The 24,839-nt window shown below is 62.1% G+C and carries 15 protein-coding genes; 9 read left to right on the top strand and 6 right to left on the bottom strand.

What is annotated here, in order from left to right; translation table 11 throughout:
- Positions 1-124: 124 nt before the first annotated feature.
- Positions 125-1,924 carry a glycosyltransferase gene (locus ACJ7Z0_RS19710; protein WP_434791183.1) on the top strand — a complete coding sequence of 600 codons (1,800 nt, stop codon included), beginning with the start codon at positions 125-127 and terminating at the stop codon, positions 1,922-1,924.
- A 59-nt stretch (positions 1,925-1,983) separates the two neighbouring features.
- A complete protein-coding gene (locus ACJ7Z0_RS19705; RefSeq protein ID WP_434791182.1) occupies positions 1,984-6,381 on the top strand; it encodes a class I SAM-dependent methyltransferase in 4,398 nt (1,465 codons plus the stop codon).
- A gap of 30 nt (positions 6,382-6,411) precedes the next feature.
- Here ACJ7Z0_RS19705 and argB read toward each other — a convergent pair whose 3' ends face one another.
- Both argB and ACJ7Z0_RS19695 read right to left on the bottom strand, forming a co-directional pair.
- Positions 6,412-7,305: an acetylglutamate kinase gene (gene argB / locus ACJ7Z0_RS19700; protein WP_431125029.1), complete on the bottom strand. Its 894-nt coding sequence runs from the start codon at positions 7,303-7,305 to the stop codon at positions 6,412-6,414.
- Positions 7,306-7,364: 59 nt separating this feature from the next.
- Positions 7,365-8,462 carry a glycosyltransferase family 4 protein gene (locus ACJ7Z0_RS19695; RefSeq protein WP_431125031.1) on the bottom strand — a complete coding sequence of 366 codons (1,098 nt, stop codon included), beginning with the start codon at positions 8,460-8,462 and terminating at the stop codon, positions 7,365-7,367.
- 45 nt (positions 8,463-8,507) lie between these two features.
- Here ACJ7Z0_RS19695 and ACJ7Z0_RS19690 point away from each other — a divergent pair, with 45 nt between their 5' ends.
- Together ACJ7Z0_RS19690 and ACJ7Z0_RS19685 are read left to right on the top strand one after the other, a co-directional pair.
- The gene (locus tag ACJ7Z0_RS19690) at positions 8,508-9,263 is read left to right on the top strand and encodes a glycosyltransferase family 2 protein (RefSeq protein WP_434791181.1); all 756 of its coding nucleotides are present in this window, start codon (positions 8,508-8,510) and stop codon (positions 9,261-9,263) included.
- 82 nt (positions 9,264-9,345) lie between these two features.
- Positions 9,346-11,364 (top strand): acyltransferase family protein, encoded by a 2,019-nt coding sequence (locus tag ACJ7Z0_RS19685; RefSeq protein WP_434791180.1) that lies wholly within the window; start codon positions 9,346-9,348, stop codon positions 11,362-11,364.
- A 42-nt stretch (positions 11,365-11,406) separates the two neighbouring features.
- Here the strand turns inward: ACJ7Z0_RS19685 and ACJ7Z0_RS19680 are convergent, their stop codons facing one another.
- The 3 genes from ACJ7Z0_RS19680 to ACJ7Z0_RS19670 are packed head-to-tail and all read right to left on the bottom strand — an operon-like array spanning position 11,407 to position 15,349.
- On the bottom strand, positions 11,407-12,459 hold the full coding sequence (locus ACJ7Z0_RS19680; protein ID WP_434791179.1) for a glycosyltransferase family 2 protein: 1,053 nt from the start codon (positions 12,457-12,459) through the stop codon (positions 11,407-11,409).
- A gap of 47 nt (positions 12,460-12,506) precedes the next feature.
- Positions 12,507-13,529: a glycosyltransferase family 2 protein gene (locus ACJ7Z0_RS19675; RefSeq protein ID WP_434791178.1), complete on the bottom strand. Its 1,023-nt coding sequence runs from the start codon at positions 13,527-13,529 to the stop codon at positions 12,507-12,509.
- On the bottom strand, positions 13,526-15,349 hold the full coding sequence (locus tag ACJ7Z0_RS19670) for a glycosyltransferase family 2 protein (RefSeq protein WP_434791177.1): 1,824 nt from the start codon (positions 15,347-15,349) through the stop codon (positions 13,526-13,528). The genes ACJ7Z0_RS19675 and ACJ7Z0_RS19670 overlap by 4 nt, the downstream gene beginning before the upstream one ends.
- A gap of 94 nt (positions 15,350-15,443) precedes the next feature.
- Here ACJ7Z0_RS19670 and ACJ7Z0_RS19665 point away from each other — a divergent pair, with 94 nt between their 5' ends.
- From ACJ7Z0_RS19665 to ACJ7Z0_RS19655, 3 genes are read left to right on the top strand one after another with little or no spacing between them, the layout of a single operon-like run.
- The gene (locus ACJ7Z0_RS19665; protein ID WP_434791176.1) at positions 15,444-16,862 is read left to right on the top strand and encodes a mannose-1-phosphate guanylyltransferase/mannose-6-phosphate isomerase; all 1,419 of its coding nucleotides are present in this window, start codon (positions 15,444-15,446) and stop codon (positions 16,860-16,862) included.
- Positions 16,859-17,665 carry an ABC transporter permease gene (locus ACJ7Z0_RS19660; RefSeq protein WP_434791175.1) on the top strand — a complete coding sequence of 269 codons (807 nt, stop codon included), beginning with the start codon at positions 16,859-16,861 and terminating at the stop codon, positions 17,663-17,665. Before ACJ7Z0_RS19665 ends, ACJ7Z0_RS19660 begins: the two co-directional genes overlap by 4 nt.
- A 3-nt stretch (positions 17,666-17,668) precedes the next feature.
- Positions 17,669-18,412 (top strand): ABC transporter ATP-binding protein, encoded by a 744-nt coding sequence (locus ACJ7Z0_RS19655; RefSeq protein ID WP_434791174.1) that lies wholly within the window; start codon positions 17,669-17,671, stop codon positions 18,410-18,412.
- Positions 18,413-18,460: 48 nt separating this feature from the next.
- On the opposite strand, the gene ACJ7Z0_RS19650 is transcribed toward ACJ7Z0_RS19655, so the two are convergent.
- Entirely contained in the window at positions 18,461-22,513 is a 4,053-nt protein-coding gene (locus ACJ7Z0_RS19650) for a glycosyltransferase (RefSeq protein ID WP_434791173.1), read from the bottom strand.
- A 402-nt stretch (positions 22,514-22,915) separates the two neighbouring features.
- On the opposite strand from ACJ7Z0_RS19650, the gene gmd reads away from it, so the two are divergent.
- Entirely contained in the window at positions 22,916-23,953 is a 1,038-nt protein-coding gene (gene gmd / locus ACJ7Z0_RS19645; RefSeq protein WP_434792695.1) for a GDP-mannose 4,6-dehydratase, read from the top strand.
- Complete coding sequence (locus ACJ7Z0_RS19640; RefSeq protein ID WP_434791172.1) at positions 23,950-24,831, top strand: NAD-dependent epimerase/dehydratase family protein; 882 nt, start codon at positions 23,950-23,952, stop codon at positions 24,829-24,831. Before gmd ends, ACJ7Z0_RS19640 begins: the two co-directional genes overlap by 4 nt.
- The last annotated feature ends 8 nt before the right edge of the window (positions 24,832-24,839 follow it).

The following is a 24,839-nucleotide window of genomic DNA, read 5'->3' as shown; positions in this document are numbered from 1 at the left end:
AACAGCCTGTTACCCCCTGCAGCTCTTTCATAGCTGCTTCTCTCGGTATTCTGAATCGACGGGATTTCTGCACGCCAGAGAACCCCAGCTACCGCTTCACCTTTGAACACTTGGGAGAATGACTTTGTCTATCGATCAAGCACGATATACCCATTGGGCCGCAGCGCGCCGGTTTCCATCTTTTGCGGATGACGCATACCGGGCCTGGACTGAAGAAGGCGCATCGTGTCTGCAAGCGCAAAAGGCGGCGCTGGGTATCGAACTGGCGAGTCTCCCCTACCAGCACGGCATCAGCTTCGCCATCGCTGACAACGGCGATGACGAAGAACTACGCGACTCGTTGGCGTCGCTTTCAGTCCAATGGTGCCATCGATTCGATGCGGTGGTGGCGTGCCAGCCCTCGCGTGCCGCAACTGTCAACGCGGCGCTCCTGTGCGTCAAGGATTCGGTCAATGTTCGCCTCGTCGTTTCGGGCGCATCGGCAAGCCGCACCGAGTTGCTGAAAATCGCGCTGGAGCATTCGGCTGAAACCTTTTTCGGAGTGATCCTGGCAGGCGACCGGCTCGCTCCGTCAGCCGTTTCCTCCCTGCAGCTCGCATTGGCAAACCGGCCGGAGGCGGTGGTCGTGTATTCGGACGAAGACTGGATCACCGAGGACGGCATCCGCTGCAAGCCGCGGTTCAAATCAGCTTGGGATCCGGAGGCGCAACTGGGGTTTGATCTGCTGGATGGCCTGTGCGTGATGAAGCGCGCAAACGCTCTGGACGCCGGGGGTTTTGGCTCCGAGTTCGAACCGGCCGCACTCTACGATCTGCATTGCAGAGTGGCCATGCCATTGCATTGCAGCCAGATCCGTCATGTGCCCTCGGTGCTGTATCACCGGCGGATACCACCGGTCCTGAATGCGCGCGACACCGCGGACGCCATCGAGACCTACGCGGCGGCCGCCAGGCGGGTCGCCTCGGCAGCGGCCTTCCAACAGACAGGGACCGCAGTCGATGTTCGGCCGTCGCCCATCGCGGAGTTTGTCAACCACGTTCGCAGGCCGCTACCCAACCCTGCGCCCCGGGTGAGTGTGCTTGTGCCGACCCGCGACCGTGCGAGCCTGGTCAGGACCTGCCTGAATGGTTTGCTCGAGCAAACCGACTATCCCGACTTCGAAGTCATCATTCTCGACAACGACAGCATCGAGCCGGCGACCATGGCCTTGTTCGCGGAACTACGCGGTGATCCTCGCGTTCGCGTGCTGCGCGTTCCCGGCCCTTTCAATTTTTCGGCCATCAACAATGCAGGCGCACAAGCTTCGACTGGCGAGGTGCTGCTTTTCCTGAACAACGACATCGAAGTGCTGGATGCCGGGTGGCTGCGCGAAATGGTTGGCGAAGTCATGCGGCCGGACATTGGCTGCGTGGGCGCAAAGCTCCTCTACGGCAACGGCACCGTCCAGCACGCCGGCGTCATCCTGCAGCGCGGACCGCTCGCAATGCATGTGTGCCGCACAGACGACGCCACGGACTCCGGAGTGGACGGGCGTCTTGCGGGCACGCGAGGGTACCTGGCGGTGACCGGGGCCTGCCTCGCCGTTCGCCGCGCGGTGTTCGAGCAGGTCGGGGGATTTGACGGCGAGCATCTGGCGGTGGCCTTCAACGACGTTGACCTTTGCCTCAAGGTGAGCGATGCGGGGTACCGCAACATCTGCACGCCATTTGCATCCCTGCTGCACCTTGAAAGCGCGTCGCGCGGACACGACCACGCTTCGGAAGAAAAGCAGAAGCGAGCCCGGCGCGAGCAGGACTACACCAGCGCCAAGTGGATCGATCGCTTCGAAAACGACCCCTATCACAACCCGAATGTGCTGCTGGACTGGCTCACCGGCGCCCAGTTGGCAAACAACGTCGATCCACGCTGGCAGCTCGCACGCTGACACCGGCAGTTTCATCAAACCGAATCTAGCGGAGGCTCGGACGCGTCTGGGCGAGAACAATGAAAGAACCCACCATCATTCTTCCGACGATCGACAAATCGCTCGACGTTCTGACGCACCCTGTGCTGGATCCACTCTTCTGGACACCGCACCTGCTCGGCAAGGCGAGCGCCTGGTGGACCCATACGCCGTTTGCGTTCTGGATCGTGGCCGCATGCAGGCCAGGCTTGCTGGTGGAGCTCGGCACGCACAACGGCGTGTCGTATGCCGCCTTTTGCGAAGCCGTGGCCCGGCTCAAGTCGGCGACGCGCTGCTACGCGGTCGATACCTGGGCCGGCGACGAGCACGCCGGACATTTCGACTCGCAGGTCTACTACGAGCTCCGTGATTTTCACGACAAGCACTTCAGCTCGTTCTCCGAACTTCTCAAGTCGACCTTCGACGACGCACTGCCCTATTTCCCCGAGGGCTCCATCGACCTGCTTCACATTGACGGCTTCCATACCTACGAGGCGGTCAAGCACGACTTCGAGACCTGGCTTCCCAAGCTGTCAGACAAGGCCGTGGTCCTGTTCCATGACACGAATGTTCGCAGTGGCAATTTCGGAGTCTTCCGCTTTTTCGCAGAGCAGTCACAAAACTACCCCTCTTTCGAGTTCCTGCATGGGCATGGCCTCGGCATCCTGGCGGTCGGAAAGCACGCACCTGCGGCAGCCATGGCGTTGTGCAACCTGGAACCGGAACAGGCAGATGCCGCCAGGACCCGCTTTGCGCATCTGGGCGCGCGCTGGTTCGTCACCACACGCGAGCAGCTCGGTTCGGCCGAACTGAATCAGCGCATCCATGAGACCAATGCCCTTCGGGCCCCTGTTGAAGCCGAACTTGCCCAAGTGGCGGCAGCCCGGCTCGCCGAAGCCGAAGCCCGCGCACGCGCCGAGGGTGAAGTAATCGCGTTGTCCCATGAGGTTGCCGATAAGGCCGCTCAACTGGAGGCGTTGACAAAGCAGGCGGGCGATGCGGGAGCCAAGGCGGCCCAGGCGGAAGCTGCTGCTCGGGCGACGAGCTTCGCACACGAGCAGGCAAGCAGGCGCGTGGCGGAGCTACGGAATGTCGTGACCCAGTTGGCAACCGACCTCAACAAGGCGCGAGAAGATTTGAAGGAAGCCGGCGAAGAGATCACTATTCAAAAGCGGGCGGTGCTCGCACGGAAAGACTTCGCCAACTCCCTGATCGAACGTTTTACGCGCCTTCGGATCGATCCCTCTTTGAGGGTGAAGGCCAAGATGCGTAAGCGTCTCCGGCTGCTTGCCAAGCGCCTTGCCGGCCGGCGTGTCGATCTTGCGACAGTAGAGACCGTTAGATTCTCACCCTACTTCGATCGGGACTGGTATCTGAACACCTACCCCGACGTGGCGACCTCTGGCGTAGACCCTGCGGAACACTACGTCGCCTACGGTGCAAGCGAAGGTCGCGACCCTGGTCCGTGGTTCTCCGGCTCCGAATACACAGCGCACTACGCGGACGCAGCGGGCTTCAATCCTCTGCTTCACTACATGCTGGTCGGTGCGCGGGAAGGCCGGCGCGCCGGCCTGCGCGGGGACGACAAGGAAGACTCGGTTCTGCCCCCGTTGCCGAGCCGGGCCTTCTCGATCTTCTACGTTTCCGGCGAGGCGGATACGCCAGGCCATCAATATCGCGTGGCGCGCTACCTGGAGGCAGCACGCATGAATGGCGTCGCGGCCGAGTGGGTGCGGCAGGACCAGCTCGAAACGCAGCTCCAGCTGACTTCAAGGCACGACGTGATGATCCTCTGGCGCACTCAGTGGAGTCCCGTTCTCGAAAAAGCCATAGGGCTGATGCATACGCAAGGCAAGAAGGTGGTGTTCGACATCGACGACCTGATGATCGAACCGGATCTGGCCGATACCAAGGTGATCGATGGCATCAGGTCCAACGCCCACCCGGAAGAAGCGGTGCGCGAGCTCTTCGCAAGCGTGCGCAGGGCCATGCTCGCGGCCGACGTGTGCGTTGCGAGCACCCAGGAGCTGGCCTACCACATGCGCTGCGCGGGCAAGACCACCCATGTGTTGTTGAATGGTTTCGACGACCAGACTTTCGAACTGTCCAGGCGCAGTGCAACGCAATGGCGTAGCGCGCGGCCCGACAACCTGGTGCGGATCGGCTACGCCGGCGGATCGCGAACGCATCAGCGCGACCTGGGGCTTGCCATCGAGGCGATTGCGCGCCTGCTCCGCGAAAACGAGCTGTGCCGCCTGGTGCTGTTCCAGACCGAATCGGGCATGCGCCTGGTCGACGTGGAGGAATACCCCGCGATGGCCGGCCTGGAGCACCGCATCGAGTGGCGGCCCTTCCAGACACTGGAAACGCTGCCGCGGGAAATAGCGCGCTTCGACATCAACATTGCGCCGCTCGAATTCGGCAATCCATTCTGCGAAGCCAAGAGCGAATTGAAATTCTTCGAAGCCGCGCTGGTCGATGTTCCGACCATCGCTTCTCCGACCGGCCCCTTCACGCGGGCGATGGAACATGGCGTCTCGGGTTTTCTGGCGACCACCGCCGACGACTGGTATCACTACCTTTCAACCCTTGCCGGGGACCAGGCGCTCAGGGCGAGCATCGGTTCGGCGGCCTTCCTGCGCGCCATGGCTTCGTATGGACCTCTGCAGCGCGCCGCGCAGTTCGGCCGCGTGCTTGACCAGCTGCAAGGCGACGCCCTGGCCGCACGGGCCTTTGCGCTCGACGCACGCGTTCGCTCGGCGCCGGTTCGCCGGCCCAGCCTGATGCCTCTGAAAGTGCTGTTCGAACACAGGGCCGGCGAGAGCGAGCTCGCAGAGGTCTCGGTCGTCATTCCGCTCTACAACTACGAACAGTTCATCACCGAAGCACTGGAATCCGTCCGGGCACAGACACTGGCGGTACTGGACCTCGTGGTGGTGGACGACTGCTCGACCGACGATTCGCTGAACACAGTGCTGGCATGGGTCCGGCAGCACGCCACGCGCTTCAACCGCGTGGTGGTCGCGCAGCATGAGTCGAACTGCGGCCTGGGCTTGACGCGCAACGCTGGCTTCCATCTGGCGGACAGTTGCTACGTGCTTCCCCTGGACGCGGACAACCGGCTGCGGGCAAAGTGCTGCGAAGAACTGCGCCGCGCCCTCCGCGCCGAGCGCGTCGCATTCGTCTATCCGACCATCCAGCACTTCGGCGCCTCCAGCGCCATGCTCGGCGAAGCCTCCTACGAGCCGCAGCGCTTCGTGGCGGGCAACTACATCGACGCAATGGCGCTCGTCTCGAAGGAAGCGTGGGCGATCGTCGGTGGCTACAACCACGTTCGCCACGGATGGGAGGACTACGACTTCTGGTGCCGGCTCGCCGAGCAAGGCCAGCGCGGATTCCGGGAACCGCAAACGCTCGCGGACTACCGCGTGCATGCGGGTTCGATGATCAAGGCCGAGACGACGGTTCCAGAGAACTATCGCCGCCTGATCGAGAACTTCAAGGCCCAGCATCCCTGGGTGTCGCTGATCGACGAGCGGCTTGCCCGCAAACCGCCGGCCCTGCAGGTGCGCCTGGGCGACGACACTGTGAAGTCGCGGCTTCAAACGCTGCTTCCGATACTTCGCTGTCCCAAGACGGGACTCAAGTTGGCGCACGACGCGGAGCGGGGCACCCTGGTGACCGTGGACGGCTGGAGGACCTGGCCCATCTTCCAAGGCCGACCGGTTCTTTGCGAGGAACTCGGCGAGCCCGAGGTGAAGCCCGTCGATCATGTCAGCAACCCGCTGCCGCCCGAAGCTCTGAAGCTTGCAAAGAGCACCAAGGGATGGGTCCTGAATCTCAGCGGCGGAGGCTCGCAGGAGAAAATCGAGAACGTGGTCGAGGTCGAGTACAGCCTGTTCAGGCATACGGACGTGGTTGCGGACGCCCACGTGCTCCCGTTCGACGACGGAGTCTTCGACGCGGCGATCGTCATGAACGCCTTCGAGCACTATCGCGAACCGCAGAAGGTGGCGGCGGAGCTCCTGCGGGTACTGAAGCCCGGTGGCCGCATCCTGGTTCGGACCGCGTTCATGCAGCCGCTGCACGAACGGCCGTGGCACTTCTTCAACTGCACCCGGTACGGGCTGGAGCAGTGGTTTCGGGAGTTCGAAGCCGAGCGAGTCCGGGTGTCGGAGAATTTTTCGCCCAACCACGCCGTCAGCTGGCTCGCGTCGGAGTGCGAGCAGGCGCTTCGCGCCAACGTGTCCGACGAAGCCGCCGAGCGCTTCCGGGATGCCTCCACGGGCGAACTCGTGGACTTGTGGCGCGATCCCTCGCTGCGCAGCACGCCCCTCTGGACCGATTTCGAAAAGCTGCCCCAGTCGGTGCAGGAAGTTGGCGCCGCGGGCTTCGAATTCCTGGGCCGGAAACCCGCGGTTGCCAGGGTGAACGGCTAGATCCGACGGCCCACCAGCCCGGAAGCGCCCTCAGCGCGCGCGAATCATCGTGCCGTAGGCCTGGTCGGTCAGAATTTCGAGCAGCATGGCGTGCGGCACGCGGCCGTCGATGATGTGCACCGCGTTCACGCCGCTCTTGGCCGCATCGAGCGCGCCCTCGATCTTGGGCAGCATGCCGCCAGAAATGGTGCCGTCCGCGAACAGGTCGTCGATTTCGCGTGCGCTCAGGTTGGTGAGCAGCTTGCCGTCCTTGTCGAGCACGCCGGGGGTGTTGGTCAGGAGCATGAGCTTCTCTGCCTTGAGCACGGTGGCGAGCTTGCCGGCGACGACGTCGGCATTGATGTTGTAGCTCTCGTTCTCCTCGCCAAAGCCGATGGGGCTGACGACGGGGATGAAGGCGTCGTCCTGCAGTGCCTTGACCACGCTGGGGTCGATGGAGACGATGTCGCCCACCTGGCCCACGTCATGGTGCAGGTTGGGGTCAGAGCGGTCCGCCATCTTGAGCTTTTGCGCCCGGATCATGCCGCCGTCGCGCCCGGTCAGGCCCACGGCCTTGCCGCCGGCCTGGTTGATCAGGCCCACGATATCCTGCTGCACTTCGCCGGCCAGCACCCACTCGACCACTTCCATGGTTTCGGCGTCGGTGACGCGCATGCCCTGGATGAAGCTGCCCTTCTTGCCCAGGCGGTTGAGCGCCGCCTCGATCTGCGGGCCGCCGCCGTGCACCACCACCGGGTTCATGCCGACCAGCTTGAGCAGCACCACGTCTTCCGCGAAGTCGGCCTGCAGTGCCGGGTCGGTCATGGCGTTGCCGCCGTACTTGATGACGATGGTCTTGCCGTGGAACTTGCGGATGTACGGCAAGGCCTGGGCCAGGATCTCGGCCTTGTCGCGCGGGGGGATGTTGAGGACGGGGTCGGTCATGGGCGATCAGGCTCCAAAGCGAAGGACGATGAGAAGAAATTCTCGCAAAGAAAGCGCGGTCAGGGGCGCAACCAGCGCGGCACCTTGAAGCGCACGATCATGAGGTAGGCGCCCACATAGGTCGTGACAAACAGCAGGCAGAACAGCATGAGCACGATGGTGTTGTTCCAGAACAGCACGGCCGGCACCACCGACAGCGCCGCAAACATCCACAGATACGGCGAAGTCCTGTTGTTGCGTGCAAGCAATTGCCGGGCTTCGTCGTCGGCAAATGCCACCCGCACGATGCGGCGGAAGATCAACTGGTGAAAGTGCAGGGCATCGGCCGTGCCGGGCGACTGCCCGCGCGCCAACTTGCGGTAGATGGAAAACAGCGTCTCCCACACGGGGTAGATCAGCAGCAGCATCGGGAACCACGGCGAAACGACGCGGTGCCGCTGCACCAGCGTCACGCAGGCCACGGCAATGACCATGCCCCACACGTAGGCGCCGCCGTCGCCGGCAAAGATCTTGCCGCGCGGATAGTTCCAGATCAGGAAACCGACGGTGGCGCCCACCAGGCACACCATCATGGCCGCCAGTTGGCGATCGCCCACCTGCAGGGCCACGTGCGAAATGGCCAGGCAGACCAGCACCGCCACGGTGCCCGCGAGGCCGTTGTAGCCGTCGATGATGTTGAAGGCATGCGGCAGGCCTCCGATGGCCAGGGCCGCGAACAGCACGGCGCCATACGGAACCATGGCCAGCCACCCGTCGACCGTCTCGATGCCGGTGCGCGACAGGCTGAGCCCGAGCACCCAGCAGGCGAGCAAGGCGGATCCGATGGTGAGCCCCAGCCGGTAGCGCACCCTGACGTTCTGGGTGACGTCTTCGACGATGCCCGCGAGCACCGCCGGCGCAATGCACAGCAGCGTGAGCATCGACGTCTTGACCGGCCAGGACACGTTGAACGGATCCGTCCCGGTGATGCCGGAAGCCAGCCAGGCCGCGCCCATGCCGAGCAGGATGCCCGCCCCGCCGAGCCGCGGCACGTGCCCCCTGTGGAAGCGCTGGGGCATGTCGGTGCCGTAGAGCCGGGCATGCCTGCGCGCGCGGCGCATGAACAGCTGGACCGCAAAGGCGGAGACGAAAAAACTGATGACGATCAGAGCAATCATGTGTGGGTGTTGGGGAACCCTAGAATTCCCGAGCGAAATTAGACCATGCCAGCGCCCTCCCCCTCCCAACCCCCGATCACCGTCTCGATCGTCAGCCACGGCCAGCTCGCGCTGGTGCTGCCGCTGCTCGAGCAACTCGACCGCTTCAGCCGGGCCTCGACCGCCAAGGTAGTGCTCACGCTGAACATCCCCGAACCCGACCTGCTGGCCGGCCTGGAATGGGGGTTTGCCATCGAGCGCATCGAAAACGCGAGCCCCAAGGGTTTTGGGGCCAACCACAACCAGGCGTTCGAGCGCTGCGACACGCCATGGTTCCTGGTGCTCAACCCGGACATCCGCTTCGATGGCGACGTGCTGGCCCCGCTGCTCGCACAGGCCGCGCCGGATGCCGGCCTCTTGACGCCGCGCATTCTGGAGCCGGGCAAGCGCACCCCCGAGCAGCACCGCGCGATCATCACGCCGCTCGAGATCCTCACCCGGCGCAAGCCCGGTTATGTGCGCCCGGCGGTGCCGGCCTGGATTCCGGGCCTGTTCATGCTGTTTCGAAGCGACGCCTACCGCCAGATCGGCGGCTTCGACGAACGTTTCTTCATGTACGGCGAAGACTTCGACATCTGCGCAAGGACCCAGCTGGCAGGCTGGAAGCTGCAGGTGGGGGAAGACCTGCTCGCACGCCACGAGGCCCAGCGCGCCAGCCGCAGCAGCAAGAAGCACCTTTACTGGCACGTGACCAGCCTGATAAAGGTGTGGAGCTCGGCGGTGTTCTGGCGCTACCTGCGGGCGCGCCCTCGCCAGCCCTGAAAAAGGCGCTTCTGCGTTTGCGAAGACAATCCGGGGCCGGGAAGCCCGCAGCAGAGCCGCTTTCCCATCCCACACGACAACGATGACGACAACCAGCAGCCCGACATCCCCGCAGGAACACGCCCACCTGGTTCACCCCAAATACCGACCCGACATCGACGGCCTGCGCGCCGTCGCGGTGCTTTCGGTGCTCGGCTACCACGCGTTTCCGCAGTGGATCAAGGGCGGCTTCATCGGTGTCGACATCTTCTTCGTCATCTCGGGTTTCCTGATCACGACGATCATCCTGGGCAGCTTCGAGGGCGACGGATTCAGCTACCGCGAGTTCTACGCGCGGCGGGTGAAGCGCATCTTTCCGGCGCTGGTCCTGGTGCTGGCGGCAACCTTTGCCTTCGGCTGGTATGCGCTGCTGCCGCACGAATGGGAGCAGCTCGGCAAGCATGTGGCGGCGGGTGCCGGCTTCGTCTCGAACTTCGCCTTCTGGAGCGAGGCCGGCTACTTCGACAATGCGGCCGAGACCAAGCCGCTGCTGCATCTCTGGTCGCTGGCCATCGAAGAGCAGTTCTACATCTTCTGGCCCGTGCTGCTGGGCCTGGCGTGGAAGCGCAAGTGGCGCGTGCTCGCGGTCGTGGGGGCCGTGGCGGCCCTGTCGTTCCTGTTGAACGTCTCGACGATCCACAGCCACCGCACGGCGGCGTTCTATTCGCCGCTGTCGCGCTTCTGGGAACTGATGATCGGCGGCATGCTGGCGTACATGCGGCTGCACCGGCCCCTGCCTAAGCCGGGCTGGGGCCGCCATGCGCAGTCGATTGCCGGGCTGGTGCTGATCGGCCTGGGTCTCGCCTACATCCGCGGCAACAAGGCTTTTCCGGGGTTCTGGGCCATCCTGCCCACGCTGGGTGCGTTCTACTGCATTGCGGCCGGCCCGACCGGCGTGCTCAACCGCTACGTGCTCGCCTCCAGGCCGATGGTGTGGATCGGCCTGATCAGTTATCCGCTCTACCTTTGGCATTGGCCGTTGCTCGTGTTCGCGCGCATCGTGGAAGGTGGCCTGCCATCCGAAGCCCTGCGCGCCTTTCTGTTGGCGACAGCGGTTCTGCTGGCCTGGATCACCTACCGATTTGTCGAACGCCCGGCACGGGCCTCGTCAGCGCCGCGCATGGTGCGCACGCTCGGCGCAGCCGTGGCCTGCTTGGCTGTGCTCGGTGTCTTCGCTCTGACGAGCCGGCTCACAGGCCGCCTGGACGACTCTTACTTCGACACGGTCGAGGCGGCACGAAAGAACTGGGTGTTCGGGGAGGGCCTAACCCCGGCAAAACTGAAAAGCGGACAGACCGTCTTTCGGGTTGGCTCCGGCAAGGAGCGTGTCTTGATCATGGGCGACAGCCACGTCCAGCAATATGCGATCCGTGCCGCACAACTGGCGAAGGATCCAGCGCAGCAGCTGAACTCGATCACGTTCGCAACCGCACCGGGATGTCCTTTCGTTCCGGGTATTTTTCGCGATGCCACGCCGGGCTGCGACGAGTTGCGAACGGCCTTCATCGATTACGCTTTGACCGACGATGTCGACACCGTCGTGATCGGGGGATGCTGGAACTGCTATTTCATGGACCAGGCCCAGCCGGCCACGGGCGCGCTCAGCGAAGAAGGGTTCTACTTCCGCGCAGGCCCACAAAAACTCCTCTTCCGCGAAGGCAGCGGGGTGGACGCATCGCTGGCCTCGCTGGAGATTCTGCTGAAACGCATCGCTTCGAGGAAGAAGGTCTACCTGCTGCTGGACAACCCGATCGGGCTGGAATTCAGTCCCGAGCATCTGATCAGCGGCCATCGGCTCGGCACCATGCACGTCGGGCGGATGACCCCTCACATTGCGCTTCGCACAACGCAGAACAACCTCAACCAGCGCATGGCCGAGATCGCCAACAGCAGCGGTGCATCGATTGTTGATCCGCTGCCTTTCCTGTGCCCCGAGAATCACTGCATCCGGGCACTGGCCGACGGGACGCCGGTGTACAAAGATCGCGACCATTTTCGATCGGACTACGCTCGGACATTGCCCTACCTCGACGACATCCTGCTCGAGCGCCACGGCCGATGAAGGCAAGGTCGGCCGCTCAGTTCGCCCGGACACCAGGCGCCATCAGTCGAGCAGGCGCCTGACCGTGCGCAGCCCCGGCACCTTGGTCAGGGAACCGATCGCCGCCACCGTCGAAGGCGAAACGCGGCGCAGCAGGAAGATGACCATGCGCAGCTTGAGCTTGGACTTGCGGCCCACCGATGGATTGGCGAGGACCACCGTGGCGTACTGCTCCAGGATGTCGAGCATCTCGGCGCGGTATTCGTTGTCGTGCTTGGCCGAATCGATCGCGTGGTCGACGAAGTACGCCTGGAAACGCGGCACCAGGTAATCGCGCAGGTAGTACAGCGAGCGCCGCGGCTCGTCCGGAAAGGCCGCGGCCAGCTTCATGAAATACCTGAAACGGCTGCGGACCATGCGAACGCCGAACGAAGTGCTGGCGGTGTGGATGCACCAGACCGTCACGGCCCGATCGACGAAATGGTTGGTGTAGCCTTTCCTGAAGATCCTCAGAAAAAGATCATCGTCTTCATACCCCGTGAACTGCGGATCGAACCCTCCAACAGCATCGAAGGCGGTTCGGCTGATCAGGCTGGCCGATGGCAGGACGAACATGTCGTGGCGCAGCAGGTCGAAGAGATCCGTTTTGGGGTGCGATTTGGCGCCCAGCTTGACCACACCAGTCCGGACCACATTGGCGTCCGCATCGGCCTCGTAGAGATCCGCATAGACAAAGCCGAACCGCGCCTCCTTAGCGGGAATCGCTTCGACCAGTATCTCAATGTGATTAGGCAGATAAAAATCATCCTGGTCGAGAAAGCAGATGTACTCGGACGTGGAAGCAGCCACTCCGGCGTTGCGCGCCGAGCCCTGGCCGCCGTTCTCCTTGTCCAGGATGCGGAAGGGATAACGGGCCGCGAGTGTGTCAAGCGCCGCGCGCTCTTCAGGCCGGGAGCCGTCGTTGACCACGATCACTTCGTTCGCCGGCACGGACTGTTCGAACACGCTGCGAACCGAACGCTCGATGAAATCGGCGCCGTTGTAGAACGGGATGATCACCACCACGGTGGGCGCAACCCCGGTGCCGCTGGCGACGGATGTTGGAGAGGAATTCATTGGGGTCATTGTTTTTCTGGAAGAACGCGGTTCGGTGGCAGGCGAGCCTACACAGATTCGAACAGATCGCGAACCACACCCCGAAAGCCGCGGCCGAACTTGTCGTAGCGCCCGGTCATGGCTTCGCGAAGGATCGGCAGGCAACGGGCGATCCGCGATGCGGGCAACGCGGCGCGAAAGCGCTGATGTTCGATCTTGCTGCGCACCTTCGCGAGAATCTCTGGCGAGACCGCGTCTCCGAATTCCTGCAGCCGCGCGAGGAGCAATTCGGCCTTGAAGGCCCGCTCGACGTGCGTGCTGCCCCTGGAAGCCAGGGCCTTTCGCACCTTGGCTGCAAAGGTGTCGCGCCGCGCCCCGATCTGGTTCGACTCGTGCTGGCGATAGTCGATCAGCGGCTGCTCCAGCAGGTCGACTCGCCCGATGGCCGAGGCGATGATTCCCAGCCATTCGTCGTGCACCCATTCGACTGGCAGGGGCAGTGCGTGCTCGAGCAGCGAGCGGCGAAACACCGTGGTCGCGCCGGTCACGAGGTTGCGCCGAAGGAACACGTCGAATGCGTTTCCGCCATGGATGCGCTCGATTTCGGATGGCGTGACCTCGAGCGCATGAAAAAGCGTATGGCCCAGGTCGCGACGTTCGGCATCGACCAGGCGTGCATCGGTGTGCAAGAGCAGCAGCTTCGGATCGCGTTCGAAAAGCGGCACCATCTGCGCGAGGCGGTCAGGGAGCCAGACGTCGTCCTGGTCGCTGAGCGCGATGAGGCCGCTGGTGCAGGCGCCGATCGCCTGCTCGAAGTTCTTGACCACGCGCAACGCCGGCCTGTTCTCGAAAATGCGCAGGGCCACAGGATGCTCCGGCCGCTCGGCTGCGCACTCGGCCACCGCAGCGCGCACCACCTCCACCGAGCCGTCAGTCGATGCGTCGTCGGACAGCACGATTTCCACCGGTGGCAAGGTCTGCAGGCAGATGCTTCGCACCTGTTCGCGCAGGAAACGCGCGCCGTTGTGGGTGCAAAGGGCGACGGAAACAAAGGGGGGTGTTGGCGCGGCGGCGTTCGGGCCTGCTGTCATGTCGAAGGGGGGAGCCAAGGGGTTCGGGGCGGCCAAGCGTAGCTGAAATCCTCGGCGGCGAGGCTCAGGTTGGGGTTGTAAGCGGGGTCGGCCTTCAGCAGCGCGCCCCAGCGCCGGCGCATGAACTGCTCTTCACGAAGAAAGCGCTGCAGCGCCGGCCCGGAGAAATCCGAAACACGCGTCGCCGATTCGTGATGGAACAGTTCGGCCTCAGGCGTCCAGACGTTGCGGTAACCGGCTTCGCGAAGGCGCAGGCAGAAGTCGATGTCGTTGAAGGCCACCGTGAGGTGTTCCTCGTCGAGTCCTCCCACTTGCTCGTAAAGCGCCTTGCGCACAACCAGGCAGGCGGCAGTCACGGCGCTGAAAGACTGCGCAAGCTGCGCACGCCCGCCATGGCCGGGATCCGAACGAGCCAAGTGCTTGTGGGCGTGGCCTGCGATGCCGCCGACACCCAGAATCACGCCCCCGTGCTGGACAGTCGTGTCGGGATAAAGCAGCTTCGCGCCGACAGCGCCCACTCCCGGCTGCAAGGCAATCGACACCATCTCCGCGAGCCAGCCGGGCGAGATGACCTCAATGTCGTTGTTGAGCAGCGCGACAAGTTCGCCCTGCGCCCTCGCAACTGCCGCGTTGTTCAGCGCCGAATAGTTGAACGCACGATCGTCACGGATGACGGTGATGCCCTGCTGCGCATTCAGCGCGGCGAAGTAGGCAAGCGCTTCAGGGTCGTCCGATCCGTTGTCGACCAGAAGAATTTCGTAGTTCGGATAGTCTGTCTCGAGCACGATGCTCTCGATGCACTGCCGTACCAGCGGCAGCGCGTTGCGCGTCGGGATGATCAGCGAAACCAGCGGCGGCGAAGATGGCAACGCATAACGGGTGCGATAGCCAAACTGCGTGGCCTCGGCCCTGGCTGCGGTGGCCGTTCGCATGAAATGGGCATTCAATACGGCAACGCCTCCAGGCCGACCACCGAACTCGACCTCAGAAGCACGGCGGTGGGCGAGCACGTATGGGATGTGGCGTATCTGCTCGCTGCCAACCCGCTCCACACAGCGCAGCGCGAGGTCATAGCCCTGCTCGGGGGGCGGCAGCTCCGCACGAACTCCGCCGGATTCATCGAACAGGTGGGCCTCGATGGCAACCCACGAAGCAAAGAGATTGCGGCTGAGGAAAAGGTCCGGATTCCAGTCGGGCTTGAAAAAAGGATTGATGCGCCGACCGTTCGCATCCAGCTCGTCTTCATCGGCATAGATCAGGCGGGCCTCGGGGTGCGCAGTGCTCTGTTGGGCGATGACCCAGAGTGCATGCGACGGCAATGTGCAGCCTGGTTCGATCCAGATGACCCAGTCGGCGGAGGCCGCCGCATTGAAGCCCTGGGGCAAGGATCCGGCCGGCATTTGCGTCCATTCGCTGTACAACTGCGCGTCGAGTGTGCCTTCGCTCAGTTCGCCTGCGGGCAGCAGCAGCAAACGCTGGCGTTTCGGCGATGCATCGATTTCGCGGCGCCTGCGATCGGTGTCGGCCAGATCGATCCTGTCGTAACGCTCGACCCAATCCGCGTAATCTCCTCGTTCTTCGACCTGCGGCAAGGGTGCACCGCGCACGACCCGCTGAAGATACCGGCTGGCCCAGCGCAGCGGCGCCGTGATGCGCCAACTGGTGGACTGCTGCATCTCCAATAACCGCGTTTCGAGGGACTGCGTCTCGTGCTCGAGCAAGGCGATCCGGCGTTGAAGCTGCGCACTGCTCAAGCCGTTTTCAAGCCCTCTTCGCCGAATATGGGGCTGCGCGGCTGGCAGCGTGGGCTTACTGAACATTGCTCGAGGTCACAAAAATAGAGGCTTCCACTGGTTACGGGCCCTTTGGAGCAAGGCCGGTAAAATTATCCCCTTCTTCACACTCCTATAAAAAATGCACGTACTTTCAGTTGTGCTCTCGGGGGGGGCAGGCTCCCGACTTTGGCCAGCATCACGGCAGGCGTTTCCAAAACCTTTTATGAAGCTGGGCGGCTCTACGCTGCTGCAGCAGGCCATCGAACGCGGCCAAGCCTGCGGCACCGGTGATCTGATGATTGTTACGAACAAGGATCATCTCTTCCTGACCAAGGACGTGCTGGGCCAAATGGCCGACCCGCCGGACGCCACGCTGCTTCTCGAGCCGAAGGGCCGCAATACGGGTCCCGCCATCGCGCTCGCGGCGCTGCAATGCATCGAGAAATTCGGTGGCGAAACCGTGATGCTCGTGCTGTCCGCCGATCACCTCGTGCCCGATGTCGAAGCCTTCGTCGCGAGTGCCAGTCAGGCTTTCAAACTTGCCACGCAAGGAGCGCTGGTTGTATTCGGCATCAGCCCGACGAGTCCGGACACCGGCTTCGGCTATATCGAAGTGGCCCAGGTCTCGCGGTCGAGTCAACCGGCCAAGCGCTTTGTCGAGAAGCCTGATTTGCAGACCGCACAGGAGTATCTGGCTACCGGACGCTATTACTGGAACAGCGGGATGTTCTGCTTCACGGCAAACGCCATAGTGGCCGCCTTTGAGAAGTACGCGCCCGAACTGCTGGACGCCGCCAAAAAAGCGCTGAAGAGCTCGGCGCACCAAGGCAACACCATCCAGTTCGATTTGCATGCCTTCGGACTCCAGCCCGACATCAGCATCGACTACGCAGTGATGGAGCCGGCCGACAACGTGCACGTGGTTCCGGCCAAGTTCCAATGGAGCGACGTGGGCTCCTGGCCTGCGGTGGCAAAAGCCCAGCCCCAAGATGCGAGCGGCAACACCATGCCATCAGACGTCGTGGCGATCGACACCACCGGCACCCATGTGCAGGTCGACAGCCATATTCCGAAACTGGTGGCGACGCTGGGCGTTCACGACCTCGTCATTGTCGACACTCCCGACGCGCTGCTGGTTGCCCACAAGAACAGCGCCCAGGAAGTCAAAAAGATCGTCGACACGCTGAAGTCTCGCAAGCACGAGGCGGTTCATCTGCCCTCCGTGGTGCACCGCCCATGGGGCACCTATGCAACACTCAAGGAAGAAGATAGCTACAAGGTCAAGCGAATCACGGTCAAACCCGGAGAATCGCTGTCTTTGCAGTATCACCACCAGCGCTCCGAGCATTGGGTGGTGGTGCAAGGGCGGGGCATCGTGCAGATCGGCGACATCGAACATGTCACCGGGCCGGGCGAATACCGCCATATCCCATTGAAGGAGAAACATCGTTTGACCAACATCGGCGAAGAACTATTGGTGCTTATCGAAGTCCAGTGCGGTGTTTACCTTGGCGAGGACGATATCGTCAGGCTCGCAGACACCTACGGACGCGCATGACCCAAGAAATTCACTCAAATCTCCACCGTAGCGCCCTATCCGACTGGTGGGAAGGGACGCGCCGCACCGACATCTGGTGGACGCTGGCCTGGTTTGACATCGTTCTTCGCTATCGGCGTTCGATGCTCGGCCCGCTCTGGCTCACGCTGAGCATGGGAGCAATGATTGGCGGCATGGGTCCGCTCTATAGCTCGCTTTTCGGCACGGAACTTTCAAAGTTCTTTCCTCACCTTGCACTCGGAATCATCTTCTGGGCCTTTTTTTCCAGCGTGGTCTCCGAAGCGTGCAACGCGTTCGTGGGCTCGTCCAACTACCTGAAGCAGGGCTACTTTCCGATCAGCCTTTTTGTCTGGCGAAGCATTGCGCGCAACCTGATCCAGTTTGCCCACCAGATCATCCTGTATGTGCCGGTCGCTCTCTGGGCGGGCATTTCGCTGTCTTGGTCGGCACTGCTGATCGTTCCCGCGATGGTGATCGCGGTCATCAATGCACATGCGATCGGCCTGCTGCTTGGGCTGATCTGCACCCGTTTTCGCGACGTGACGCAGATCGTGAACAGCATCATGCAGATGCTGATGTTCCTGACACCGGTTTTTTGGCTGCCCGAAAGCCTGCCGCAACGCGCCCAATACGTTTTGTGGAACCCTTTTGCACAAATGCTTGATCTGCTGCGTACGCCGCTGATGGGCGGCGTGGCGGAGATGCACAGCTGGTTCGGCATCCTGGCGTGGACCGCGGTGAGCGTTGTTGGGTCCACACTGCTCTTCATCAAGTACCGCCGCCGCGTTGTTTACTGGCTCTGATCTATGGCATCCATTTCACTCAAGAACGTCGCCGTCAATTTCCCCATTTACGGTGCGGGCGCAGCCTCACTGAAGAAGACGCTTGCGGCCTCCGTGACGGGCGGGCGTTTTGGCAAAGAGACCGGTGTTACCGTGGTCCAGGCCCTCAGCGACATCAATCTCGAACTGCGCAGCGGTGATCGGTTGGGTCTCATTGGGCACAACGGCGCCGGCAAGTCGACCTTGCTGCGCACCCTGGCGGGCGTTTACGAACCCTCGGCAGGTGAGTTCCGGCGGGAAGGGAGCGTGTCGAGCCTTATCGATCCATCACTGGGCATCGAGATGGACGCGACGGGTGTAGAGAACATCATGCTGCGCGGCCTGGTGATGGGCATGAGCAAGAAGGAGATCGACGAGCGTACGCCCGAGATTTGCGAATTCAGCGGACTCGGCCAGTATGTGGACATGCCTGTGCGCACCTACTCCACCGGCATGATGATGCGCCTGGCTTTTTCTATCTCGACCAGCGTCGAGGCAGACATCCTGCTCATGGACGAATGGCTGTCCGTAGGCGACGCCGAGTTCACCGAGAAAGCCGAGCAGCGCATGCGAGACGTGGTGTCCAAATCGGGCATTCTGGTGCTCGCCTCGCACTCGCCTGACCTGATTGCCAAAGAGTGCAACAAGGTTGTGAAACTAAACCATGGCCGCTTGGAGGCGGTGGACATGGAAGCGTATATGGCCGAGCGCGCACGACTCGCGGCTTGACCGCGTAAGTGGTAACGGGGCCGCGAACACGCCCCGTAGCTCCTTTACTCAGCTCTTCGAATCTGTCCGGAGCGTCGCTCGAATTTCGGCCAGCCGTGCCGCGGCCTTCTGGCCCGCCATTTTCAAAGACAGATCAATGGCCGCGCGCGCTTTGCCGCGTGCACCGACCTCCTTGGCCCACACCCGGTCTTCATACAAGCGCCGCATGAGTTGGGCCGCGTGCTCTGTGGATGGCTCGGCCCACTCCAGCTTCTCGTCGTAAGGCGGAATCGGACGACCGAGTTTCACCAGCTTGTAGGGCACCAGCAGGCTGTCATCCTCGCTCATGAAATCGACGTTGCCAGAGTAGTTGGTGGCAATGACCGGCTTGCCCATCAGCATCGCCTCGGCCATCGTCAGGCCTAGACCTTCGCTGCGATGCAGTGATACGTAAGCGTCGCACGCATCCATCAGCGACAGCACTTCGTCGGGGCTGTAGACCTGATCGATCACCACGATGTTATGGCCCGCTGCAGCGGCGCGCAGTTCCTTCAGTTGCGCCGGATGACGGTCACCGAATGACGTCTTCAGCACCAGCGTGGCGTCTTCCTGCGGGGAAAACGCGGCCTTGAATGCGTTGATCAAGCCAAGCGGATTCTTCCGCTCCATGACGCTCATCATGTGGAACGTGAACAGGAACGTGAAGCTTCCATCCTTCAGGCCGAAGTACTTGCGCTCTCGCTGCTGGTAAGCACCCAGCGCAACGCCGGGGAATATGGTGCGCACCGGGATGGAGAGCCGATCACGCAGGCCCTTGGCAACGAATTCAGTGGCCGTCCACACTTCATCGACCTTGGCAGCCGCATCGAGCCACGAATCCGGAATGGAGTCGAACTCCCAGTACCAGTAGGCAATGCGATAAGTGCGCGGCAAGTGCTCGTTCAGATCGCTGCGGCTATAGGCCTCGTTGAAGAACGGCTCGGGCTGTGTGTGGATGATGGTCGTTTCAAAATCTTCAAAATCGCGGAACTGCGCGTGAACCGGATCGTCTTTCTTGTCGGTTCGAAGGTCACGCAGCGCGGTCTGCACGCCGACTTCTCGCAGGCCCTTGACCAGCGCCTCCACGGAGACCCGAAGACCAGACGGATACGAAAAATGTCCGATGACATTCACGCCGAGCGTCGTCATCTCGGCTGCCACGGCCTCTTTGTCGAGGCCGGCGCACCATGCCCGCACTTCTTCAGTCTGCATGGCTTCTGACGACTGCAGCCAGTCGATCAACGCCTTCGCGGACTCGATATCGTCAAGGGCTTCGGGGTGGACACGCTGCCATTGCTCGCGCGCCCGATACGCAGACCGAAGCTGGCGGGCAGGCGCCATATCGATCGGCCAACGCACCGGGTCGGCCCACAGATCAGCCACGCGATAGTTGGCGCGGAACCATGCGGCAAAGGCGCGGCGGCCGAAAACCGTCAGGCCATCCGGATAGAGTTTTTGCCATTCCGGGGTGAACTCATAGGCCTTGACCAGTTCGGCCTCCGGCCTTTCAGCGGCTGTCCAGAACAACCACCAGACTTCTTCGAGCCTCAAACCCGCGCTGCGCCGGCCATGCTGCATGAACCAATGGAACAGCTCGCGCCTTCCAATCGGCAGCAAGCCGTGCGGCAGCAACGCGCGGACGTCCGAGTGAAAGAGAAACGCCTGCCGCGCCCGGATCGCCAAGTCCTCCGACCACATCGCACGAATCGCGGCGAGCGCATCCTTGCCCAGTCCGAAACGATCCGTACCCTCTGCTTCGAGCCAGCCGACAAACGCACCTTCCGGGCCTTCGGACAGTGCAGCTGGGAAGCGCAGGCGGATGTCGGGGCATGTACGCAAGAGATCCAGGCACCATCGCGCTGCAGACCAGACATCGCGCACGCCATGCGCCGGCTGGGGCGTCCAGATCACGCATTCGCGCGGCAGCATGGCAACCGCCAGGCATGCGCCATCGCTCGAAAGGTCGAGCGTCTGCACCTGCGGCCTGGGCGAGCCGAATTCGCGAAGGCTGGCCTTGAGCTTCTCGCGAACCGAGGGCGCTGCGCCAACTCGAAGGGTCGGAATCGCGTGGTTAGCGTCAAGCTCGGGGTGAAGATAGGGGTCTTCGTCGATACCCAGGGTGCGAATGTCATCGGCCATTCGACGCATATCGATCTGGGGGTTACTGTTGCCCCGTGTCGCGCCTTCGTGGTGCACAAGGCGTGCCTGCGGTACATATGCAATGCGATAACCAGCTCGCCAGACCTGCAGGCAGAGTGCGACGTCGCTCATTGCAATCAGGTACGACTCGTCGAATCCGCCCACTCGCTCAAAGGCATCGCGCTGCACCATCTGGCAGGCGCCCATGATCGAAAGCCAGTTCCGGGCGTGATCCGGCGAACCGAACACGCCCCAACCAAGCCGTTCAGCACTGCGATACATCAGGCCGCAAAGGTGAATGCCGACGCCCACACCGCCGTGCTGCAGTTCGCCTGACGGGAACACCAGCTTGGCACCGACCACGCCCACGCCGGGCCGCATTGCCACGCGCACCATTTCGTGCAGCCAATCGGGCGAAACGATTTCGATGTCGTTGTTCAGGAACAGCAGGATTTCGCCGCGCGAAAACGCCGCCCCATGGTTGCACGCGGCAGAGTAGTTGAAGGTCTTGTTGAAATGAACGATGCGGACGCTCGGCTCAGCGGCAAGTTCGGCGTAGTACGCCAGCGTTTCCGGCTCGTTAGAACCGGTGTCCACTATGATGATTTCCTTGTTCGGATAAGCCGTTTCCCGGAGCAGCCCACCCACAGACATGCGCAGCAGGTGGTCCTTGTTTTTCGACGGAATCACGATCGAGACGAGCGGCGGCTTATCGATGGCCCAGGTCGCGTGATGGGTACCGTCGGGCTGCGTCTGGACTGATGCGTCAATGCCTTTCTGCGCCCAGTATTTGCGCAGGGCCACGCGCTGCATCGCAGCCTCGGCCGAGTCAGCGGATGGCCGTTCCCGGCGACCGCCACCGGTCGCGCGATGGCACAGCACCTTGGGAATGCGGGTGATGGCCTGGGAGAAATCGCTCACGCGAAGGTTCAGATCCCATTCGGAACCGGCGCCCAGCGCGGGGTCGATTCCTCCCGCAGCCTCGACCAGCTGCCGGCGCAACAGCGTCAAGCGTCCGAAGTAGTTGAAGGCATAAAGCAGCTCCGGCGACCAGTTCGGCTTGAAGTAAGGCTGGGCGCGGCCGCCTTCGACCGACCACTCGTCTTCATCGCAGTAGAGGATGTCGCTGGCCGGCGATTCAATGAACGCATTGGCGATTTCGACTGCGGCGCCGGGTGCGATGACGTCTCCGGCATCAAGCACTGCGACGAAATCACCATTGACGAGCGAAAGGCATGCGGCAAGCGCTTCGGCGCCGTTCTTGCCAGAAGCAGATACCGAGACGATGCGAGGCTCTTCATCCTGCAGCACTCGCAGCGCGTTATCGAGCGCTCCGGCGTCATCACCGGATACAGCGATGACGAGCTGCCACTCGGGAAAGCTTTGCGCCTGGATCGACTTCACCGTCGCGGTCAGCATCTCAAGCTGTGCACTGCTTGCACAAAGCAGAAAGCTCAACCTGGGTATTGCCGATAGGTCACCGAGCAAGGCAGAGCGCCTTTCGTGCTCGTCAATCCATTGCCGATAGGAGTTCTGGGAGCTGTGGCTGGCTTCAGCGCCGACCACGGGCACGAAAAAGGACGCATTCGCCTCACCCGTACTGCGGCGCTCCTTGAGAAAATTAAGCCGTTGCGGCATGCGCCAGGGCGTCGCAACCCACCAGGTGGCCTTAGCCGCGCGGCGCAGATGACCTCGCCACGCAGGAGGAATCGCGGCAGACACTTTGCGCAACGGTGCCGTCAGCCGCCAGGATGCCGAGTTGAGCAGCGCGTTTTGATGCTGCAGTGCCAACGCCGCGCGCTCATTTGCCGCTTCGATCTGAGCCTCAATCGATTCATCGCTGCTTTGCACGAGTCGTTCCTGCAACTCCAGCCGCAATTTAAGGGCGGCTATCTGCCGCTCTGCTTCGGCGAGTTTTTCTGCGTCTCGTGGTGTGTGGCTCATACTTGCTTGTATATCTCGATCATTTGTCGGGCTGTCCCGTCCGATGAGCCAGTCCTTGCTCCCTGCGTCGGACACGCCACCTTCGAGTCATGTCAGGCGCGCTACACATTTATTATCCCCATGGACCGTTGGCTTTAAGCCACACACGCCTTCAACTATGTTGCACTTTTGGCCTCCTGGCCTTCTGTGTTACCTGAGGTATCCGCGCATCTATGCGAGTGCTCTCCGCGATAGGCGCACATCCTTGTTGGGAGCAAGTTACGTAACCAAATATGCGTTGGAGAGGCGCCGTTTTGATTTGGCAGAATCCAGTCTTCAACCCGTCGACCGTTCAACGCTCCCCAGATGGATGGCTCGATTCGCCGCGCGCGCGGCCATTTAGACAATACAGAGAAGGTTCTCATGAAAAAACATGCCGTTGTCACGGGCATCACGGGCCAAGACGGCGCTTACTTGGCCGAGTTGCTGCTTGCCAAAGGGTACGTCGTCTACGGCACCTATCGGCGCACCAGTTCGGTCAATTTCTGGCGCATCGAGGAACTTGGGATTCAGAACAACCCCGACCTGCACCTGGTGGAGTACGACCTGACCGATCTGGGAAGCTCGATCGAACTGCTCCGCCAAGCTGAACCCGTCGAGGTCTACAACCTCGCGGCTCAGAGCTTCGTAGGGGTGAGCTTCAATCAACCTGTGGCAACTGCCCAGATCACCGGCGTTGGGGCCCTGCATCTGCTGGAAGCCATTCGCCTCGTCAACCCGAAGATTCGCTTCTATCAAGCGTCCACCTCCGAGATGTTTGGCAAGGTGCAGGCCATTCCGCAGGTGGAAGACACACCTTTCTATCCGCGCAGCCCCTACGGCGTTGCCAAGCTGTATGCCCACTGGATGACCATCAACTACCGCGAGAGCTATGACATCTTTGGCTGCAGCGGCATTCTCTTCAACCACGAAAGCCCACTGCGCGGCCGCGAATTCGTGACGCGGAAGATCACCGACAGCGTCGCCAAGATCAAGCTTGGCAAGCTAGACGTGCTGGAGCTCGGAAACCTCGATGCCAAGCGGGATTGGGGCTTTGCAAAGGAATACGTCGAGGGCATGTGGCGCATGCTTCAGGTCGACACACCCGACACATACGTGCTAGCGACCAACCGTACCGAAACCGTTCGCGACTTCGTTCGCATGGCATTCAAGGGCGCAGACATTGCCGTGGACTTCAAGGGCAGTGGAGAGGGCGAATCGGCCGTAGACACTGCCACGGGTAAGACCGTCATGCGAATCAACCCAAAATTCCATCGCCCTGCGGAAGTCGAACTGCTGATCGGGAACCCGGCCAAGGCCAAGACCCAACTCGGCTGGGAACCGAAAACCACGCTCGAGGAACTTTGCCAGATGATGGTTGAAGCAGACCTGCGCCGCAACCGCCAGGGCTTCTCGTTTTGAGAATCCTGCTCACCGGTGCCGAGGGTTTCACCGGCCGGCATTTCATCGAACGCGCATCGGCCAGGGGACACTCGGTCATTGCGCTGCGGTCTGATCTCATGGACGACGAAGCACTTCGCCAGGAGGCGCTCGAGGTTTCCCCTGACGCGGTGGTCCACCTGGCGGCGATCAGCTTCGTCGGGCATGCGGATGAAAAGGCTTTTTACGCCGTCAATGTGGTCGGTACCACGAACCTGCTCGATGCGCTTGCCAAGCTGCCCGTTCGGCCCCATCGCGTGCTTCTGGCCAGCAGCGCGAACATCTATGGCAACACGGAAGCATCGCCGATCAGCGAAATGCAACCACCCGCGCCCGTCAATCATTACGCCATGAGCAAGCTCGCCATGGAATACATGGCCCGGACATATGAAGATCGCCTGAATCTGGTAATCACTCGCCCTTTCAACTACACAGGGCCAGGCCAAGATGTGAACTTTCTAATTCCCAAATTGGCCAAGCACTTCGCTAGCCGAGCACCTTCTATCGCGCTCGGCAACATCCATGTGGAGCGCGAGTTCAACGATGTTCGCATGGTCTGCAGTGCGTACCTGGCTTTGCTCGCGCATGGTGAGCCGGGCACCGCCTACAACGTCTGCTCAGGTCAACCCTACGAACTTCAGCATGTTATTGACGCTTTCACTCACATCACGGGTCACAAACTGCAAGTTTTGGTGAATCCGGCCTTCGTCCGAGGCAATGAAGTACATCGGCTTTGTGGCAACCCCGCAAGGTTGAATGCATTGCTATCAAAACACGGAGTCGAGCTAGAAATGCCCGCCTTGACGGAAACGCTGCAGCGCATGCTCTCAGCTTTCGATGGAAATCTCACAACCATATAGTCTCCCCG

Source organism: Variovorax palleresanus (assembly GCF_051144945.1).
In the GTDB taxonomy this organism is placed as follows: domain Bacteria; phylum Pseudomonadota; class Gammaproteobacteria; order Burkholderiales; family Burkholderiaceae_C; genus Variovorax; species Variovorax paradoxus_S.
This window is presented reverse-complemented; position numbering and strand designations above follow the sequence as displayed.

What these genes read in the sequence shown, in the direction of transcription:
- ACJ7Z0_RS19705 (WP_434791182.1), top strand. Translation starts at nt 1,984, where the DNA reads ATGAAAGAACCCACCATCATTCTTCCGACGATCGACAAATCGCTCGAC.
- argB (WP_431125029.1), bottom strand. Translation starts at nt 7,305, where the DNA reads ATGACCGACCCCGTCCTCAACATCCCCCCGCGCGACAAGGCCGAGATC.
- ACJ7Z0_RS19695 (WP_431125031.1), bottom strand. Translation starts at nt 8,462, where the DNA reads ATGATTGCTCTGATCGTCATCAGTTTTTTCGTCTCCGCCTTTGCGGTC.
- ACJ7Z0_RS19690 (WP_434791181.1), top strand. Translation starts at nt 8,508, where the DNA reads ATGCCAGCGCCCTCCCCCTCCCAACCCCCGATCACCGTCTCGATCGTC.
- ACJ7Z0_RS19685 (WP_434791180.1), top strand. Translation starts at nt 9,346, where the DNA reads ATGACGACAACCAGCAGCCCGACATCCCCGCAGGAACACGCCCACCTG.
- ACJ7Z0_RS19680 (WP_434791179.1), bottom strand. Translation starts at nt 12,459, where the DNA reads ATGAATTCCTCTCCAACATCCGTCGCCAGCGGCACCGGGGTTGCGCCC.
- ACJ7Z0_RS19675 (WP_434791178.1), bottom strand. Translation starts at nt 13,529, where the DNA reads ATGACAGCAGGCCCGAACGCCGCCGCGCCAACACCCCCCTTTGTTTCC.
- ACJ7Z0_RS19670 (WP_434791177.1), bottom strand. Translation starts at nt 15,349, where the DNA reads ATGTTCAGTAAGCCCACGCTGCCAGCCGCGCAGCCCCATATTCGGCGA.
- ACJ7Z0_RS19665 (WP_434791176.1), top strand. Translation starts at nt 15,444, where the DNA reads ATGCACGTACTTTCAGTTGTGCTCTCGGGGGGGGCAGGCTCCCGACTT.
- ACJ7Z0_RS19660 (WP_434791175.1), top strand. Translation starts at nt 16,859, where the DNA reads ATGACCCAAGAAATTCACTCAAATCTCCACCGTAGCGCCCTATCCGAC.
- ACJ7Z0_RS19655 (WP_434791174.1), top strand. Translation starts at nt 17,669, where the DNA reads ATGGCATCCATTTCACTCAAGAACGTCGCCGTCAATTTCCCCATTTAC.
- ACJ7Z0_RS19650 (WP_434791173.1), bottom strand. Translation starts at nt 22,513, where the DNA reads ATGAGCCACACACCACGAGACGCAGAAAAACTCGCCGAAGCAGAGCGG.
- gmd (WP_434792695.1), top strand. Translation starts at nt 22,916, where the DNA reads ATGAAAAAACATGCCGTTGTCACGGGCATCACGGGCCAAGACGGCGCT.